Origin of the sequence: Streptomyces sp. NPDC006458, from assembly GCF_040612135.1 — a bacterium.
Taxonomy (GTDB): domain Bacteria; phylum Actinomycetota; class Actinomycetes; order Streptomycetales; family Streptomycetaceae; genus Streptomyces.
In genome coordinates, this window is record NZ_JBEXPR010000011.1 from 135550 (window position 1) to 152254 (window position 16705).

The following is a 16705-nucleotide window of genomic DNA, read 5'->3' on the forward strand; positions in this document are numbered from 1 at the left end:
GAGGTCGGCATCGGTGGGGTGGCGGGGCGTGGAGGGACGGGGGCGCGCCGCGCTTCCGTGCTCATGCACCCCCCGTTTCGTCGTGCCGTGCCGGCGCCCTGACGGACGGGCCCTCGCGGGGCGGACCGGACGGTGTCGTCGCTGCGTGCGTGCGCGTCACTCTACGGGTTGACCGGCGACTTGGGGGAACCGGTCCGACGACCCGAAGGCATCTGCCCGGATCGTCCCCCTACCCCGCGGTAATCCCGTCTGGCAGGCTGCGCTCATGACTGCGCGTGCCGCTGACCGGGCCCGTTACGACCGGGCCACCGCCCATCTCGACGCCCCCGTCGCGATCGTGGATCTGGAGGCCTTCGACGCCAACGCGGACGACCTGGTCAGCCGGGCGGGCGGGAAACCGGTCAGGGTCGCGAGCAAGTCCGTGCGCTGCCGGGCCCTGCTGGAACGGGTCCTGGCCCGGGACGGCTTCGCGGGGATCATGTCGTACACGCTCGCCGAGTCGTTGTGGCTGGCCCGCTCCGGCTTCGACGACGTGCTGCTGGCCTATCCGTCGGCCGACCGTGCCGGTTTCGCCGAACTGGCGGCGGATCCGAAACTGGCCGCCGCGGTGACGGTGATGGTGGACGATCCGGCGCAGCTCGATCTGATCGAGGCGGCGCGGGCGGGCGGGCGTGAAGTGGTGCGGGTCTGCCTGGAGTTGGACACGTCCCTGAAGCTGCTGGGCGGCCGGGTGCGGGTCGGGGCGCTGCGCTCACCGCGCCACTCCCCCGCCCAACTCGCCGAGCTGGCAAGGTCGGTGAGCCGCCGGCCGGGTTTCCAGGTCGTGGGGATCATGGCGTACGAGGGTCATGTCGCGGGCGTCGGGGACGCGCTGGCCGGGCGGCCGCTGCGGTCGCGGGCGATCCGGCTGATGCAGTCCGCGGCCCGCCGTGAGCTGGCCGAGCGCAGGGCCGCCGCCGTGCGCGCGGTGCGCGAGGTCGTGCCGGGGCTGGAGTTCGTCAACGGCGGTGGCACGGGCAGTGTGCAGCACACGGCCGCCGAGGACGCGGTCACCGAGATCGCCGCGGGGTCGGGGCTGTATGTGCCACGGCTCTTCGACAACTACACGTCGTTCAGCGGGCGTCCGGCCGCGCTGTTCGCGCAGCCCGTGGTCCGCAGGCCGGGCGTGGGAATGGTGACGGTCCTCGGGGGCGGGTATCCGGCCTCGGGGGCGGCGGGGGCGGACCGGTCGCCGGTGCCGTATCTGCCCGAGGGGCTGCGCTACGACCCGCGGGAGGGGGCGGGCGAGGTGCAGACGCCGCTGCTCGGGGCTCCGGCGGACGACCTGCTGATCGGCGACAAGGTGTGGTTCCGGCACGCGAAGGCCGGTGAGCTGTGCGAGCGGTTCGAGACGCTGCACCTGGTGGAGGGCGACCGGGTGACGGCGACCGTGCCGACGTACCGGGGCGAGGGCCGTACGTTCCTGTAGTCCTGGGCCGTCGTCGTGCGCTCCGCCGTCGTCGGCGTGCTCTCCCAGGCCGTTGCCGTGGGCCTCGGCCGTTCCTGAGGTGCTCGGCGTCGCCGACGGCGTTCGCGTGGCCCTCGGCGCTCAGTCGCTCGGGCCCACGCCCGAGCCCACGCCGCCGCCGGTGTCCGCGTCGCCGACGGGGCGGATGCCGTCGGTGATCAGGTCCATGTCGGTGAGCGGCGGGCCGTCCTCGCCCGCGTCGAAGACGAAGCGGACGACGACCGGCGACTCCACGCCGACGGCGGCTGGGAAGACCAGCGACTGCACGTATCCGCCGGGGCCCTGCGCCGTCGTCACACGCCAGCGCACGAAGTACCCGGCCCGGCCGGCCACGGCGACCGGGCCGGCCGCGACCTGGCGGTGGGACTCCATGCCGCCGAAGGGCCGTTGACCGATCGCGTTGCGGTCGTAGGCGGCGTCGGCGGCGTCCGCGATGTCGGCCTCGGCGAGCTCCTCGGGGGTCTCGCCGTCGGAGCCGACCGTGCGCGAGCTGACCAGTCCGTGGCGGCACAGGCCGTAGTCGCCGGGGCAGTCGTAGGTGCCGTGGGTGGTCATCACGACGGTGTTGTCGGTGATGTGCTCGGGCCTCACCCAGCCCTGCGGCAGGGGGAAGGTGATGCCGCTGAGCTGGTCGACGACGACCGACGGGTCGGCGGACCCCTCGCCCGTCGGGGACGGCGCCTCGCTCGTCGGCGGTCCGGTCGTGGGCGGTCCGGTCGTCGGCGCGGCCGGGAAGGAGGTGGTGGGCGCCGGGTCGGCCGGGGTGTCGGGCTCGTCGTCACCGCCGAGCAGGATCGCGCCGGTGGTGATCGCGGCGACCAGGACGGCGCCCGCCGTGGTCAGCGCGACGGCCCTGGCCCGCCCCGGGCCCGTGGGCGGGGCGACGGGCGCCGGCGGCCCCGAGGCCTCGGGGGCGCGCCGGTGCTCGGTCCAGGCGGCCCCGTCCCACCATCGCTCCAGGTGGGGGGCGTGCGGGTCGGGGTACCAGCCGGGCGGAGGTGTCATGCTCACTGAGGCACTGTAGGTCGTGGCCTACAGCGGCGTGACGTACGCCCCCGAGATCCCGCCGTCGACCAGGAAGTCGGTGGCGTTGACGAAGGAGGAGTCGTCGCTGGCGAGGAAGGCGACGGCGGCGGCGATCTCCTCGGCCTCGGCGAACCGCCCGAGCGGGATGTGCACCAGGCGGCGCGCGGCCCGCTCGGGGTCCTTGGCGAACAGTTCCTGGAGCAGCGGGGTGTTGACCGGCCCCGGGCACAGGGCGTTGACCCGGATGCCCTCCCGGGCGAACTGCACGCCCAGTTCGCGGGACATGGCGAGGACGCCGCCCTTGGAGGCGGTGTAGGAGATCTGGGAGGTGGCGGCGCCCATCCTGGCCACGAAGGACGCGGTGTTGATGATGGAGCCCTTGCCCTGGCGGCGCATGTAGGGCAGCGCGGCCTTGCAGCACAGGTAGACGGAGGTGAGGTTGACCTCCTGGACGCGCTTCCAGGCCTCCAGGCCGGTCTCCAGGATGGAGTCGTCGTCGGGCGGGGAGATGCCGGCGTTGTTGAAGGCGATGTCGACGCTGCCGTAGGTGTCGTACGCCGTCCTGAACAGCGCCTCGACCTGCTCGGGGTCGGTGACGTCGACCTTGACGAACAGTCCGCCGATCTCTTCGGCGGCCGCCTTGCCACGGGCCTCGTCGACATCGCCGCAGACGACGTGGGCGCCCTCGGAGGCGAGGCGGCGGGCGGTGGCGAGGCCGATGCCGCTGCCGGCTCCGGTGACGACGGCGGTACGGCCGACGAGGCGGCGGCAGACGGTGCCTTCGGTTTCTACGGTCACTGTGCGGGGCCCTCCGTGCTGATGAAGACGTTCTTGGTCTCGGTGAAGGCGGCCAGGGCGTCCGGGCCGAGTTCGCGTCCGATGCCGGACTGCTTGAATCCGCCGAACGGGGTCGAGTAGCGGACGCTGGAGTGGGAGTTGACGGACAGGTTGCCGGCGCGGACGGCCCGCGAGACGCGCAGGGCACGGCCGATGTCACGGGTCCACAGGGAGCCGGACAGGCCGTAGGAGGTGTCGTTGGCGAGGCGGATCGCGTCCTCCTCGTCGGTGAACGGCAGCAGGACGGCGACCGGGCCGAAGATCTCCTCGCGGACCGCGGCGGAGTCGGGCCGTTCGCCGGTGAGCACGGTCGGCGCGAACCAGAAGCCGGGCCCGTCGGGCGCGCTGCCGCGCAGGGCGGGGGCGTCCTCGGGGACGTAGGACCGGACGCGGTCCAGCTGGCGGCGTGAGATCAGCGGGCCCATCTGGGTCTTCTCGTCGGCAGGGTCTCCTACGACGACCGCGGCGAGGGCGTCGGCGAGCAGTGCGCGGACCTCGTCGTAGACCGGTTCCTGGACGAGGATGCGGGTGCGGGCGCAGCAGTCCTGGCCGGAGTTGTCGAGGAAGGAGAAGGGGTCGACGGCCGCGGTGAGGTCGGCGTCGGCGAAGACGATGTTGGGGCTCTTGCCGCCCAGTTCGAGGGTGACGCGCTTGAGCAGGGCGGAGCCCTTCGCCACCACCTGTCGACCCACGGCCGTTGACCCCGTGAAGACGATCTTCGCGACGCCGGGGTGCTCGACCAGGGCGTTCCCGGCGACCGGGCCGTGGCCGGGCAGCACCTGGAAGAGTCCCTCGGGAAGTCCGGCCTCCAGGGCCAGTGCGGCGAGGCGCAGGGCGGTCAGCGGGGTCGTCTCGGCGGGCTTGAGCAGCACCGCATTGCCGGCGGCGAGGGCGGGGGCGGTGCCCCAGGCGGCGATCGGCATGGGGAAGTTCCAGGGGGCGATGACGCCCACCACGCCGAGCGGTTCGAGGAACGTGACGTCCAGTCCCCCGGCCACCGGGATCTGGCGGCCGGTCAGCCGCTCCACTCCCCCGGCCGCGTAGTCCAGCAGGTCACGGACGTTGCCCGCCTCCCAGCGGGCGTTGCCGATGGTGTGCCCGGCCTCACGGACCTCCAGCCGGGCGAGTTCCTCACGGTGTTCGTCGACGGCGACGGAGAAGCGGCGCAGCAGGCGCGCGCGGTCGGCGGGGGCGAGGGCGGCCCACGTCACCTGCGCGGTGGCGGCCCGTGCCACGGCGGCGTCCACATCGGCCGGGCCCGCGGCCCCGACGGTGGCGACGATCTCTTCGGTGGCCGGGTTGAGTACCTGAAGTTCTTCGGACAAGAAGGGCCTCACATGCGTTCGAAGGAGCGCCGCAGCTCCCAGTCGGTGACCGCGGCGTCGAAGGCCTCCACCTCGACGCGCGCCATGTTGCGGTAGTGCGCGACGACCTCGTCGCCGAACGCGGCCTTGGCGAGGGGGCTGTTCTCCCACAGCTCGGCCGCCTCGCGCAGGGTGGTGGGGACGTGCTCGTAGTCGGCGGTGTAGGCGTTGCCGGGGCAGGGCTCGGGCAGCCGGAGCTTGTGCTCGATGCCGTACAGGCCCGCCGCCACCATGCCCGCGACCGCGAGGTGCGGGTTGACGTCGCCGCCGGGCAGGCGGTTCTCGAAGCGCAGTGAGCGGCCGTGGCCGACGACGCGCAGGGCGCAGGTGCGGTTGTCGTGGCCCCAGGCGACGGCGGTCGGTGCGAAGGAGCCGGGCTGGAAACGCTTGTAGGAGTTGATGTTCGGCGCGTACAGCAGCGAGAAGTCGCGCAGCGCGGCGAGCTGTCCGGCGAGGAAGTGGCGCATGGTCTCGGACATGCCGTGGCCGTCGGCCAGCACGTTGCCGCCGTCGGCGTCGGCGAGCGAGAGGTGGATGTGGCAGGAGTTGCCCTCGCGCTCGTTGTACTTGGCCATGAAGGTGATCGACACGCCCTCCTGCGCGGCGATCTCCTTGGCGCCGGTCTTGTAGACCGCGTGCTGGTCGCAGGTGACGAGGGCCTCGTCGTAGCGGAAGACGATCTCGTGCTGGCCTGGGTTGCACTCGCCCTTGGCGGACTCGACGGTGAGCCCGGCGGCCGCCATGTCGTTGCGCAGGCGGCGCAGCAGGGGCTCGATGCGGCCGGTGCCGAGGATGGAGTAGTCGATGTTGTACTGGTTGGCGGGGGTCAGCGCGCGGTAGTTCGCGTCCCAGGCCGCCTCGTAGGTGTCCTTGAAGACGATGAACTCCAGCTCGGTGCCGACCTGGGCGATCCAGCCGTGTTCGGCGAGGCGGTCGAGCTGACGCCGCAGGATCTGGCGGGGCGCGGCGGCGACGGGGGTGCCGTCCTCCCAGGCGAGGTCGGCGACGACCATGGCCGTTCCCGGGTTCCAGGGCACCCGGCGCAGCGTGGTCATGTCGGGGTGCATGGCGAAGTCGCCGTAGCCCCGGTCCCAGGAGGACATGGCGTAGCCGTCGACGGTGTTCATGTCTGCGTCGACGGCGAGGAGGTAGTTGCAGCCCTCGGTGCCGTGCCGCAGGACCTCGTCGAGGAAGAACCGCGCGGCGAACCGCTTGCCCTGGAGCCGTCCTTGCATGTCCGGGAAGGCCAGGACGACGGTGTCGATCTCACCGGCGGCGACGAGGGCGTGCAGTTCCTCGACGCCGAGCGGCGGTGTGCGGTCTGCCACGGGAAAGCCTCCTTAAGGCTTCTTGGGTCAGCCGGGAGCCATAAGGTATTGCCGAGAACCATTGCTTGGGAAGGGGGCACGGCGGTGCCGGAACAGATGGCGGACGCGGCGGACGGGCTGACGCCGGTGCTGCGCCCCGTGCGGGCGGGCAACGGCTTCGAGGAGGCCCTGGAGCAGATCCTCCAGGTCGTGCGGCTGGGTCTGGTGCCGGCCGGCGGACGGCTGCCCGCCGAACGGGAGCTGGCCGAGCGGCTCGGGATCAGCCGGGTGACGCTGCGCGAGGTCCTCAAGGTGCTCCAGGACCAGGGCCTGGTGGAGTCGCGGCGGGGCCGCTACGGCGGAACGTTCGTGCTGGCGCGCGCCGACGGCGGCGGCGAGGACGAGCTGCGGCGCCGGGTCGCCGGGGTGGACGTGGAGGACGTGCTGCGCTTCCGCGAGGTGCTGGAGGTGGGCGCGGTCGAGCTGTGCGCGGCGCACGGTCTGACCGAGGAGCGCGCCGCCCGGCTGCGCGAGGCCCTGGCCCGCACCCATGACGCGCCCCTGACGGACTACCGGCGCCTGGACACCCTGCTCCACCTCACGCTCGCCGAGCTGTCCGGCTCCCCCTCGCTGACCGCCCAGTACGCGGCCGTGCGGGCCGGGGTGAACGACCTGCTCGACTGCATCCCGCTGCTGGTGCGCAACCTGGAACACTCCCAGCGCCAGCACACCGCACTGGTCGAGGCGGTGCTCGACGGGGACGCGGACGCGGCACGGGAGATCATGCGCGAGCACTGCGCGGGGACGGCGGCCCTGCTGCGAGGATTCCTCACGTGAGCACGGCTGCGCCGAAAAGGTACACGGACGGTCCATTGAGGACCTGGGAGACGAGGGTCCATGCGGACCTGGGATTCGACGTCCACTGAGGACCTGGAAGACGGCGGTCCATTGAGGACCTGGAAGACGGCGGTCCATGAGGACCTGGGATACGACGGTCCATGAGGACCTGGGAGACGGTCGATGGACGACCTGGGAGGGCGCATGGCGGACAGACCGCTGATCGGGATCAGTACGTATCTGGAGTCCGGTGTGCGCTGGGGGGTGTGGGAGCTGCCGGCGGCCCTGCTGCCGGCCGGCTACGCCGGTCTCGTCCAGCGCGCGGGCGGCCTCGCGGCGATGCTGCCGCCGGACGAGCCGGACCTGGCCGCCGCCGCCGTCGCCCGCCTCGACGGCCTGGTGATCGCGGGCGGCCCCGATGTCGACCCGGCACGCTACGGCGCCGACCGCGACCCGCGCACCGGCCCGCCCGCGCATGCCCGCGACGCCTGGGAACTGGCCCTGATCGACGCCGCGTTGAGCGCCCGCCTGCCCCTTCTGGGCGTCTGCCGGGGCATGCAGCTCCTCAATGTCGCCCTCGGGGGCACCCTGACCCAGCACATCGACGGCCACGCCGAGGTCCCCGGCGTCTTCGGCCGCCATCGGGTCGAGCCGGTCCCGGGCACCCTGTACGCCGGGACGGTGCCGGAGGAGACCGCCGTACCGACCTACCACCACCAGTCGGTCGACCGCCTGGGCATCGGCCTGATCCCCTCCGCCCACGCCCCCGACGGCACGGTGGAGGCCGTCGAGCTGCCCGCCCCGCACTGGGCCCTCGGCGTCCAGTGGCACCCGGAGATGGGTGAGGACCTGAGGGTGATGCGGGCGCTGGTCGCGGCGGCGGGTGCCTGACCAGCGGTCGGGCGGGGTCCTGACCAGCGGTCCGGCGGGGTCCTGACCAGCGGTCCGGCGGGGTCCTGACCAGCGGTCCGGCGGGGTCCTGACCAGCGGTCCGGCGGCTCCCTTCGTGCACCGCGGCGGGCAGCAGGGGCTTGACGCCCGTCGTCGGGCTGCCGCCGTACATGGTTGCTCGCGCAGTTCCCCGCGCCCCCGACGGGAGCGTTGCCCCGCCGCCGTCAAGGGGCGCGGGGAACTGCGCGAACGGCCACGGCGAACGGAAACGCGGCAACCCGCCCGATGCGGGCCCGGCCGGCGGCCACCGGGGCCTGGCGCCCGCCCGGCCCGGACGTGGCCCCGCTGCCTACCCCCGCGTCAGCGACAGCAGCTCCCGGGCCGGTCCCACCGGCCGGTGCCCGGTCGGCCACACCGCCCGCAGGTCACGGGCCAGGGCGACGCCGTCGACCGGCACACTCACCAGCCGCCGCATCGCCAGTTCCTCGCGCACGGCCAGTTCGCTCAGCACCGCCGGACCGGCGCCGCTGACCGCCGACGCCTTCACCGCCGTGGTGGACGACAGCTCGATGAGCGGGCGGGCCAGGCCGCCCAGCGCCGTGTCCAGGACCTGACGGGTGCCGGAGCCCTTCTCCCGCAGGATCAACGGCGTCGCCGCCAGCTCGGATGCCTCCAGCGGCCGCCTGCGACGGGCCCAGGGGTGGCCGGGGGACGTCACCACTATCAGCTGGTCGTGGGCGATGACCACGGAGTCCAGCCCGGTCGGCACCGTGAGCCCCTCCACGAAGCCCAGGTCCGCCTCGTCGGACAGCAGCAGCTCGGCCACGACCGTCGAGTTGCCGGCCTGCAACGACACCGCCGTGTCCGGCCGCTGCGCGCGCAGCGCCAGCAGCCAGCCCGGCAGCAGGTACTCGGCGATCGTCATGCTCGCGGCGACCCGGAGGCGGGAGTCGCGCCGGTCCCGCAGTGCCTGCGCACCCACGTCGAAGGCCTCGGCCGCCTCCACCACCCGACGCGCCCAGTCGGTCACCAGCGCGCCCGCGTCCGTGAGCCGGGAGCCGCGCGGCGAACGGTCCACCAGGGCCACGCCGAGCTGACGTTCCATGGAACGGACCCGGCTGCTCGCGGCGGGCTGGGTGATGCCGACCTCGCGCGCCGCCGCGCCGAGACTGCCCAGCCGGGCGACGGCCAGCAGCAGCTCCAGGGCGCCCAGGTCAGGCACCCGGTGCGCCAGCGAACCCGCGCCCGGTCGTGTGTCCCCGTCCCGCCCATTGCTGCTGCTCATAACCCCACCTTATGTCGTGATAGAGACATAGCCCCTGGTCGAGGCAGCGAGACGGCCGGAAGGTGGGCGTCATGGTCACCGCCGCCCAGCCCCTCTCCCCCGCGCCCACCCCGCGCGTCGAGCACGCTCCCGCATCGCCCGTCACCCGGGGGAACTCCCCCGCATCGTCAGTCGGACGCCACACGCAGGCACCCGCGACCCGCCACCGGGCGTCCCCCACCCCGTACCCGGCCACGCCCCGCCGCCCCCGGGCCGCCGCCGTCCGCCACCTCGGCCCGAACTGGTACGCCACCGTCATGGGCACGGCCATGGTCGCCACCGCGCTCCCGGGGCAGCTCCCCGCCCTGCGCCCGCTGCGCGCCGCCGTCTGGGCGCTCGCCCTCGCCCTGCTCGTCGTGCTGCTGGCCGCCCGCGCCCTGCACTGGCGCCACCACCGCGACCAGGCCCGCGCCCACCTGCTCGACCCGGCGGTCGTGCCGTTCTACGGCTGCCTCTCGATGGGCCTGCTGGCCGTCGGCGGCGGCGCGATGACGGCGGGGCGGGACTGGATCGGCCCCGAGGCGGCCCTCGCGCTGGACGCGGTGCTGTTCAGCGCCGGTACGGCCGTGGGGCTGGCCGCGGCCGTCGCCGTCCCGTTCCTGATGGCCGTACGCCACCGGGTGACCGTGGAGCAGGCCACGCCGGTGTGGCTGCTGCCGCTGGTGGCGCCCATGGTGTCGGCGGCACTGGGCCCGCTGCTGGTGCCGCATCTGCCGCCGGGGCAGGCCCGCGAGACGCTGCTGCTGGGCTGCTTCGCGCTGTTCGGGCTGAGCCTGCTGGCCACGCTGGTGATGCTGCCGCTGGTGTTCGCCCGCCTGCTCACGGGCGGCCCGCTGCCGCTCGCCCTGACCCCGACGCTGTTCCTGGTGCTCGGTCCGCTGGGCCAGTCGACCACCGCCGTCGGCCACTTCGCCGACGCGGCCCCGGGCGTGGTGCCCGCCCCGTACGCCGACGGCTTCGCGCTCCTCGCGGTCCTCTACGGCGTCCCGGTCATGGGCTTCGCGCTGCTGTGGCTGGGCCTGGCCATCGTGCACGTGATGCGGGCCCGGCGGCACGGGATGGGCTTCGCGATGACCTGGTGGGCGTTCACCTTCCCGGTGGGCACCTGTGTCACGGGCGCCGAGTCCCTGGCCCGGCACACCGGTCTCCTCGCCTACGACGCCCTCGCCGCGGTCCTCTACGCCGTCGTGCTCGCCGCCTGGGCGGCCGCGGCGGCCGGGACCGTACGGGGACTGCTCAGCGGAGAGCTGCTCGCAGGGCCTCGCCCAGCATCCGGGGCGCCGTCGCCAGCGACGGCCCGTACCAGGTGAGGTGCCGGCCGTCGACGAGCGCGCAGGGCAGTCCGGGGAACGCCTCGGGGCCGTCGTCGGCGGTGAAGCGATAGGGCTCGTCCGGCAGGACCACGACGTCCGGGGCCGCGGCCCGCAGCTCCTCCAGCGGGACGCGCGGATACCGCTCCGCGTGCCCCGCGTAGAGGTGGCCGACGCCGAGGCGGGCCAGGACGTCGCCCGCGAAGGTGTCCCGGCCCAGCACCATCCAGGGCCGCCGCCAGATCGGCACCACGGCGGTCGTCCCGCCGGGCAGGGCGGGCGGTGCGGCCCAGGCGGCCTCGGCCTCGTCCAGCCAGCGCGGCCGGCCCGGTGCCCCGCAGGCGCGCAGCACCCGCTCCAGCTCGCCGAAGGCCTGCGGCACGTCACGCACCTCGGTGACCAGCACCTCGACGCCCGCGGCGCGCAGGGCGGTCAGGTCGGGCTCGCGGTTCTCCTCCTCGTTGGCGAGGACGAGGTCGGGGCGCAGGCCGATGATCCGGTCCAGCGCGGGGTTCTTGGTGCCGCCGATCCGGGTGACGCCGAGGTCCGCCGGACGACTGCACCAGTCGGTGGCGCCGACCAGCACACCGGGCAGGGACACGGCCACGGCCTCGGTCAGGGACGGTACGAGAGAGACGACGCGCACTAGTGCCCCGGCAGGCAGCGTTTGCCCGTCAAGGAGCGGCGTCCGGCGCGTGCTCTCGGTGTGCCGGGTGCAGGCCCTCGTACTGGATGTACTTGGGTCTGTGCCCGGTGCGGCGAGAGGGCGTGCCGGGCGTCGCGACGGGGCGAACGTTGCCTGTCGGGGCACTAGCGGGGCCGGTCCTCTACGGCCTCGATGTGCTCGGCGACCGCGACCACGATCACCCGGGTCTCCGGCCCGGTCGCCCGCCAGCGGTGGCGCACCCCGCCGGTCAGGTAGAGGGTGTCGCCGCGGCCCAGCCGGTAGGCGCGGCCCTCCGCCTCGATCTCCGCACCGCCGTCGGCGACATACAGCAACTGGTCGTTGCGGTACTGGAATTCACGGCCCGCGTCATGGTCGCCGGTGTACTCCGAGGCATGCATCTGGTGATGGCCGCGCACCAGGGAACGCCCCTGCGGCGCGGGGCCCTGCTCGGGGTCCTCGGCGCGCACGACGTCGACGCTGCACGCCGGGTCGGCCGCCGCGAGGAGTTCGACGGCCGTGGTGCGCAGGGCGTCGGCGAGCTTCTCCAGGGAGGCGGTGCTGGGCCGGGCCCGGTCGTTCTCGATCTGGCTCAGGAAGGGCACCGACAGGCCGCTGCGTTCGGCCACGACGGCGAGGGTGAGCTCCAGCGCCCGGCGACGTCGCCGCACGGCCGCACCCACGCGCAGAGGCTGCTCTTTGTGGTCGCCCATCGCTCCGGCTCCCTCCTTCGCTCGTCTTCGTTCATCGGCCGGTCACCGTCGCGCCGCTCCCGGTGGATTCTCCTGATGACTTCTCTGCACCCTACGCATGTTCGGCAAACCGTTTCATGCGGCCGTCACATCGCCGACACATTGTCCGAGCTACGACCCCTCAGTTCGCGCCAGCGGACAGCCGCGCTCCGCATCCGCCCGACCCCGTTCCGTGCGGATTCCAGGCGCTTCGCGCGGCCCGGACCCGAACTCGGGGCCCCGTCCGGCGCGTTCACAGGCCCCTACGTGGCTCTGCGTGGTTGTCCGGATCCATGTGGTGGCCGTACGGCGGAAATGTCGAGCATTTCTGTGGCGGCACACGACTGCTGCGCCGAAGGGTTCCTGTCGGTGGTGTACGGCATGATGCGAGGCGTGACCGGACGACTGATGCTCCTCGACACCGCCTCGCTCTATTTCCGCGCCTACTTCGGCGTCCCGGAGTCCGTGAAGGCCCCGGACGGCACTCCGGTGAACGCCGTACGCGGGCTGCTGGAGTTCATCGACCGCCTGGTGCGGGACCACCGCCCGGACCAGCTGGTGGCCTGCATGGACGCCGACTGGCGACCGCAGTGGCGGGTCGAGCTGATCCCGTCGTACAAGGCGCACCGGGTCGCCGAGGAGCACGACGCCGGGCCGGACGAGGAGGAGGTGCCGGACACCCTCTCCCCGCAGGTGCCGGTGATCGAGGAGGTCCTGGACGCGATCGGCATCGCGCGCGTGGGCGTCGCGCGCTACGAGGCCGACGACGTGATCGGCACGTTCACCGCACGCGCCGAGGGCCCGGTCGACATCGTCACCGGCGACCGCGACCTCTACCAGCTGGTCGACGACACGCGCGGAGTGCGCGTGCTCTATCCCCTCAAGGGCGTCGGCATGCTCCAGCTCACGGACGAGGCGGTGCTGCGCGAGAAGTACGGCGTCGACGGTCCCGGCTACGCCGACCTGGCCCTGCTGCGCGGCGACCCCAGCGACGGGCTGCCCGGCGTGCCCGGCATCGGGGAGAAGACGGCCGCGAAGCTGCTCGCGGAGTTCGGCGACCTCGCCGGGATCATGGCCGCGGTGGGTGACCCGAGGGCGAAGCTGACACCGACGCAGCGCAAGCGGCTCACCGAGGCGGGGCCGTATCTCGCGGTCGCCCCGAAGGTGGTGCGGGTCGCGGACGACGTGCCCCTGCCGGACGTGGATCCGGCCCTGCCGCGCACCCCGCGCGACCCGGCGGCGGTGGCGGAGCTGGGTAGCCGCTGGGGACTGGGGAACTCGTTGCACCGGCTGCTGCTCACCCTGGGCGCGTGAGACCTGCCGGTGCTCATATGGGCCGCCGGTCGGACACATGTCAGGGGGCGTGGTGCTAACTTAGGTATGCCTAAGCAAGGGAACGCAGGGAGGCCGCCATGGCACTACGTCCGGCCCGCGGGGCACGGAAGCCCCACTCCGCGCAGGTCGTCCGCACCGAGCGGCTGACCCCGCACCTGCAACGCGTGGTGCTCGGTGGTGACGGCCTCGCCGAATTCTCGGTGGGCACCCACACCGACCACTACGTGAAACTGCTGTTCCCGGCCGAGGGCGTGAGCTATCCCGAGCCGTACGACCTCCAGCGCATCCGCGAGGAGTTCCCGCGCGAGCAGTGGCCCGTGACCCGTACGTACACCGTGCGTGCCTGGGACCCCGAGGTGCGCGAGCTGACCCTGGACTTCGTGGTCCACGGCGACGAGGGCCTGGCCGGCCCCTGGGCGATCCGGGTGCGGCCCGGCGAGACCGTGCGCTTCCTGGGCCCCGGCGGCGCCTACGCCCCCGACCCGACGGCCGACTGGCATCTGCTCGTCGGCGACGAGAGCGCCCTGCCCGCCATCGCCGCCGCCCTGGAGGCACTGCCCGACGACGCCGATGTGCGCGCCTTCGTGGAGATCTCCGGGCCCGAGGAGGAGCTGAAGATCGACGCCGTCGCGGAGGTCGTCTGGCTGCACCGCGACGGCCGGCGCATCGGCGAGGCGCTGATCGAGGCGGTCCGCTCGCTGGACTGGCCCGAGGGCCGGCCGCACGCCTTCGTGCACGGCGAGGCGAGCTGGGTGAAGCAGCTGCGGCACCTGCTGCGGGTCGAACGGGGCATCCCCCGCGAGGACCTGTCCATCTCCGGCTACTGGCGTCTCGGCCACGACGAGGACGGCTGGCAGGCCTCCAAGCGGGAGTGGAACGAGCGCATCGAGCGCGAGCAGGAGGGGGCGGCACCGGCCGCGTGAGCAGGGCGAAGCGGCGGTACCCGGCACGGGTGCCGCCGCTTCGGCGTTCTCAGGGGGCGCATCCGGGCTCCGGCGGGACAACCACCTGAGCGTCGTGAGGACTTGGGCGCGTAGGTGACACGGACGCGTCATGCAGGTGAAACAGGCCGTCCCTAATTTCTGTCGCCCGACAGGAAATGGGTTCCGCCCCGCACCGCGACCCGTACGACGCCCTCCCCCTCCCGCCGAAGGCAGGTGCCGCCGTGACCACCACCGCCCCCTCCGACCTGCGCCCCGACCCACCCGGGCCCGGCTCCGGCCGCCCCGCGCCCGACCGCTCCCTCGCCGAGTTCGGCTACCGCCAGGAACTGCACCGCAGCCTCGGCCGGTACGCCTCGTTCGCGGCCGGGTTCTCCTTCATCTCGGTCCTGACGACCGTCTTCCAGTTCTTCGCGTTCGGGTTCGCCTTCGGCGGCCCGGTCTTCTTCTGGGCCTGGCCGGCCGTGCTCGCCGGGCAGTTCCTCGTGGCGGCGTGCTTCGCGGAGCTGGCCGCGCGCTACCCGATCTCGGGCGCGATCTACCAGTGGTCGACACGGCTGTCGAACGCCGCCTTCGGCTGGTTCGCCGGCTGGATCATGGTGATCGGCCAGATCGTGGTCGTCGCGGCGGCCGCCCTCGCGCTCCAGATGGTGCTGCCCGCCCTGTGGTCCGGCTTCCAGCTGATCGGTGACGACCCGGCGCCCACCTCCCCCGACGGCGCGGCGAACGCGGCCGTGCTGGGCGTCGTCCTGCTCGCCCTGACCACCCTGGTCAACGTCGTCGACAACCGCGTGCTCTCACTGATCAACCGCGTCGGCGTCACCGCCGAGATCATCGGGGCCGTCCTCATCGTCGTCCTGCTGCTCACCCACTCCGAGCGCGACCCCGGCATCACCTTCCACACCGGCGGCGGTGACCTCAGCGGCGCGCTGCTGGTGGGCTCGTTCACGGCGGCGTACGTGCTCATCGGGTTCGACAGCGCGGGCGAGATGAGCGAGGAGACCCGCGACCCGAGGCGCACCGCGCCGCGCACGATCCTCACCGCGCTCGGCGCGGCGGGCCTGCTGGGCGGACTGATCGTGCTGGGCGGACTGCTCGCCGCGCCCAGCCTCACCGACGGCCGCCTGGCCGTGGACGGGCTCTCCTACGTCCTGACCAGCAGCCTGGGCGACGGGGTCGGCCGGGTGCTGCTGGCCGACGTGGTGGTCGCCATCGCGGTGGCGACCCTGGCGATCCAGACCTCGGCCTCCCGCATGCTGTTCTCGATGGCCCGCGACGGCCAACTCCCCTTCTCCGGCCGCCTCGCCCATGTCAACCCGCGCACCGGCATGCCCGGCGCCCCCGCGACGGTCGTCGGCGTCCTCGCGGCGGCACTGCTCCTGCTCAACTTCGCCTCCCCCGAGGCGTTCCTGGCCATCGGCACCACCTGCATCGCCCTGCTGTACCTGGCCTACGCGATGGTCACCGGCCCGCTCCTGCTGACCCGCCTGCGCGGCCGCTTCCCGGCGGGCGGCACGGACGAACGCGGCGCCCCGCTGTTCTCCCTGGGCCGCTGGGGCGTCCCGGTCACCGCGCTCGCCGTGCTCTACGGCCTGTTCATGACCGTCAACCTGGCCTGGCCCCGCGCCGAGGTGTACGACCCGGCGGGCGGGCACTGGTACTTCCAGTGGTTCACCCTGCTGTTCCTGGCTGTCACCGTCGCCGCGGGCGTGGCCTTCCGCGCGTACCGCAGAGGTACGACGGCCTCCGCGACGCTCGCTGAGCCGGAGCCCGGGACGGAGCCGGAGACGGGGACGGAGCCGAAGCCGGAGACGGGGACCGAGACGGCGACGGCGACGGGGACGGGGACCGAGACGGGGACGGGGACCGAGACGGTGAAGGTCTAAGGGCTGTCGTCCGAACGACAGCCCCAAGGTCGACGCCCGACCGGCAACCGCTGGTCAGTCGCCGCGCACGCGGGCGTGCAGATGCATGTCGTGCCAACCGTCCGCGTGCAGGCCCGAGCTGCGCTTGGTGCCTTCGAGGAGGAAACCCGACTTGGCGGCGACACGGCAGGATCCCTCGTTGGCCACGGCGTGCAGCAGTTCCAGGCGCTGCAGGCCGATGTCCTCAAGGGCCCAGTGGGACAGGGCGGTGGTGGCCCGCGCGGCGACGCCCCGTCCGCGGGCCGCCGCCGTGGTCCAGTAGGCGACCTCGGCGACACCCTCGTCGAGGCGTATCTCGCGCAGGGCCACCCTGCCCAGAAGCCGCTCACCGCCCGGCTCGACGACGGCCCACTGCGCGGAGGACTCCTCCACCCAGTCGGTGATCCACTCCCCGATCCACTCACGCACCTCCTCCACCGACTCAGCGGCCCGCAGATGCCAGCGGTGGATCAGCGGGTCCTGGAAAGCGGCGTGCACCGCCGGCGCGTCCGAGTCCAGCCAGGGGCGCAGCAGCAGGCCGTCGCCGGTGTCGAGCGTGGGCTGCGGCATGCAGGCGAGGGTTCCGGCGGGCAGGACCGGGCGGGTGAGATAGGGCATGATCGCCATCCTGCCAAGGCGCCACGGCCGGTCCAACGGGTTTAACAGCCGCCCCCTCCGCCGCTTCAGTGGCTCCGCCGGGTCCTGCCCGCCAACGGCTCCGCCGGGT

At 73.4% G+C, this 16705-nt stretch carries 15 protein-coding genes; 7 read left to right on the plus strand and 8 right to left on the minus strand.

The window, feature by feature from the left end:
• Positions 1-265: 265 nt before the first annotated feature.
• A complete protein-coding gene (locus ABZZ79_RS17235; protein ID WP_356689750.1) occupies positions 266-1468 on the plus strand; it encodes an amino acid deaminase/aldolase in 1203 nt (400 codons plus the stop codon).
• A 120-nt stretch (positions 1469-1588) separates the two neighbouring features.
• On the opposite strand, the gene ABZZ79_RS17240 is transcribed toward ABZZ79_RS17235, so the two are convergent.
• Genes ABZZ79_RS17240 through ABZZ79_RS17255 form a run of 4 tightly spaced genes read right to left on the minus strand, consistent with a single transcriptional unit; the run spans position 1589 to position 6062 of the window.
• Entirely contained in the window at positions 1589-2512 is a 924-nt protein-coding gene (locus ABZZ79_RS17240) for a DUF2510 domain-containing protein (RefSeq protein ID WP_356689847.1), read from the minus strand.
• Between the two features lie 27 nt (positions 2513-2539).
• A complete protein-coding gene (locus ABZZ79_RS17245) occupies positions 2540-3331 on the minus strand; it encodes a 3-oxoacyl-ACP reductase (protein ID WP_356689751.1) in 792 nt (263 codons plus the stop codon).
• On the minus strand, positions 3328-4695 hold the full coding sequence (locus ABZZ79_RS17250; RefSeq protein WP_356689752.1) for an aldehyde dehydrogenase family protein: 1368 nt from the start codon (positions 4693-4695) through the stop codon (positions 3328-3330). Before ABZZ79_RS17250 ends, ABZZ79_RS17245 begins: the two co-directional genes overlap by 4 nt.
• Positions 4696-4703: 8 nt before the next feature.
• Positions 4704-6062: a glutamine synthetase family protein gene (locus tag ABZZ79_RS17255; RefSeq protein ID WP_356689753.1), complete on the minus strand. Its 1359-nt coding sequence runs from the start codon at positions 6060-6062 to the stop codon at positions 4704-4706.
• Positions 6063-6158: 96 nt separating this feature from the next.
• Here ABZZ79_RS17255 and ABZZ79_RS17260 point away from each other — a divergent pair, with 96 nt between their 5' ends.
• Together ABZZ79_RS17260 and ABZZ79_RS17265 are read left to right on the plus strand one after the other, a co-directional pair.
• Positions 6159-6878 (plus strand): FCD domain-containing protein, encoded by a 720-nt coding sequence (locus ABZZ79_RS17260; protein WP_356689848.1) that lies wholly within the window; start codon positions 6159-6161, stop codon positions 6876-6878.
• A 204-nt stretch (positions 6879-7082) separates the two neighbouring features.
• Complete coding sequence (locus ABZZ79_RS17265; protein WP_356689754.1) at positions 7083-7769, plus strand: gamma-glutamyl-gamma-aminobutyrate hydrolase family protein; 687 nt, start codon at positions 7083-7085, stop codon at positions 7767-7769.
• Positions 7770-8118: 349 nt separating this feature from the next.
• Here the strand turns inward: ABZZ79_RS17265 and ABZZ79_RS17270 are convergent, their stop codons facing one another.
• Positions 8119-9054: a LysR family transcriptional regulator gene (locus ABZZ79_RS17270; protein WP_356689755.1), complete on the minus strand. Its 936-nt coding sequence runs from the start codon at positions 9052-9054 to the stop codon at positions 8119-8121.
• A 71-nt stretch (positions 9055-9125) separates the two neighbouring features.
• On the opposite strand from ABZZ79_RS17270, the gene ABZZ79_RS17275 reads away from it, so the two are divergent.
• The gene (locus tag ABZZ79_RS17275) at positions 9126-10403 is read left to right on the plus strand and encodes a TDT family transporter (RefSeq protein WP_356689756.1); all 1278 of its coding nucleotides are present in this window, start codon (positions 9126-9128) and stop codon (positions 10401-10403) included.
• On the opposite strand, the gene ABZZ79_RS17280 is transcribed toward ABZZ79_RS17275, so the two are convergent.
• Both ABZZ79_RS17280 and ABZZ79_RS17285 read right to left on the minus strand, forming a co-directional pair.
• Entirely contained in the window at positions 10330-11049 is a 720-nt protein-coding gene (locus ABZZ79_RS17280) for a helical backbone metal receptor (protein WP_356689757.1), read from the minus strand. The genes ABZZ79_RS17275 and ABZZ79_RS17280 overlap by 74 nt on opposite strands.
• Positions 11050-11213: 164 nt before the next feature.
• Complete coding sequence (locus tag ABZZ79_RS17285; RefSeq protein WP_356689758.1) at positions 11214-11780, minus strand: XRE family transcriptional regulator; 567 nt, start codon at positions 11778-11780, stop codon at positions 11214-11216.
• Positions 11781-12182: 402 nt separating this feature from the next.
• Here ABZZ79_RS17285 and ABZZ79_RS17290 point away from each other — a divergent pair, with 402 nt between their 5' ends.
• The 3 genes from ABZZ79_RS17290 to ABZZ79_RS17300 all read left to right on the plus strand — a co-directional run bounded on the left by ABZZ79_RS17290 (position 12183) and on the right by ABZZ79_RS17300 (position 15960).
• On the plus strand, positions 12183-13112 hold the full coding sequence (locus ABZZ79_RS17290; protein WP_356689849.1) for a 5'-3' exonuclease: 930 nt from the start codon (positions 12183-12185) through the stop codon (positions 13110-13112).
• A 98-nt stretch (positions 13113-13210) separates the two neighbouring features.
• On the plus strand, positions 13211-14056 hold the full coding sequence (locus tag ABZZ79_RS17295) for a siderophore-interacting protein (RefSeq protein ID WP_356689759.1): 846 nt from the start codon (positions 13211-13213) through the stop codon (positions 14054-14056).
• A gap of 242 nt (positions 14057-14298) precedes the next feature.
• Entirely contained in the window at positions 14299-15960 is a 1662-nt protein-coding gene (locus ABZZ79_RS17300) for an amino acid permease (protein ID WP_356689760.1), read from the plus strand.
• A gap of 54 nt (positions 15961-16014) precedes the next feature.
• On the opposite strand, the gene ABZZ79_RS17305 is transcribed toward ABZZ79_RS17300, so the two are convergent.
• Positions 16015-16596 (minus strand): GNAT family N-acetyltransferase, encoded by a 582-nt coding sequence (locus ABZZ79_RS17305; RefSeq protein ID WP_356689761.1) that lies wholly within the window; start codon positions 16594-16596, stop codon positions 16015-16017.
• Positions 16597-16705: the final 109 nt, after the last annotated feature.